General features: G+C 30.6%; 1 rRNA gene. It reads right to left on the bottom strand.

The annotated features are described in order from the left end of the window. Positions 1-703: 703 nt before the first annotated feature. A 5S ribosomal RNA gene (rrf, locus tag DYH56_RS15705) occupies positions 704-800 on the bottom strand; the annotation flags it as partial.

Raw genomic sequence — 800 nt, 5'->3', positions numbered from 1 at the left:
ATCCTGAGCCAGGATCAAACTCTACATTCAAATTTATATCCTAACTTCATAAATGAAGTTTAGCTATCTATTAAAAGATAATTATTTTTATAGTGGTTCATTCCACTGTACACCTTAATCGATTGTTTGAAACAAGTTTCAAACGACAATTGAGTTTTTAATTTACACTTTCTTTCTCTATTTAATTGCTAATGTCCTGTTGTTTGCTTCAAAGATACTTCTCTGATGCACAAGAAGAAGTATACCGCGTTTACAAGTTTTCGTCAAGGATTATTTTGTTTTTTTATAATGTTTTTTCAAAACATTTTCTAAAAGAGGAAAACAAAACTAACATCATCTCTTTAAGTCTTTATTTTATTGACTCACAACCTCTGAAACATATATGTTTCAGCAGATGAAATAATTAAAAAAAGTGATCATTTTCATTCAACATAGATAACGTTTTTGTTATTTTATTATTTTAAGTGTCTTGATTTTTTTATTTTTTCTCGGATATCACCAACTTTTTTCTCTTTGGTTTCTCTCTATGAGGTCATCATTTAAAATTTAGTATCAAACATACTTAATTTTAATACTCGATGAATCGACCTAGGAGGATGAGGGTCAAACTCTCTTTATTTTTGATAGTATACATAAAAAAAAAGCCATCAACATTAGTTGATGACCCTTCTAACTTTTTGAATTTCTTCAAAAAATAAAAAAGACTTGGCAAGTTCCTATCCTCCCAAGGGGCTGCCCCCTAAGTACTTTCGGCGTTTACGGACTTAACTTCTGGGTTCGGAATGTGACCAGGTGTACCC

The sequence above is a fragment of the Psychrilyobacter piezotolerans genome, assembly GCF_003391055.1.
GTDB classification, from domain to species: Bacteria; Fusobacteriota; Fusobacteriia; order Fusobacteriales; family Fusobacteriaceae; genus Psychrilyobacter; species Psychrilyobacter piezotolerans.
This window is presented reverse-complemented; position numbering and strand designations above follow the sequence as displayed.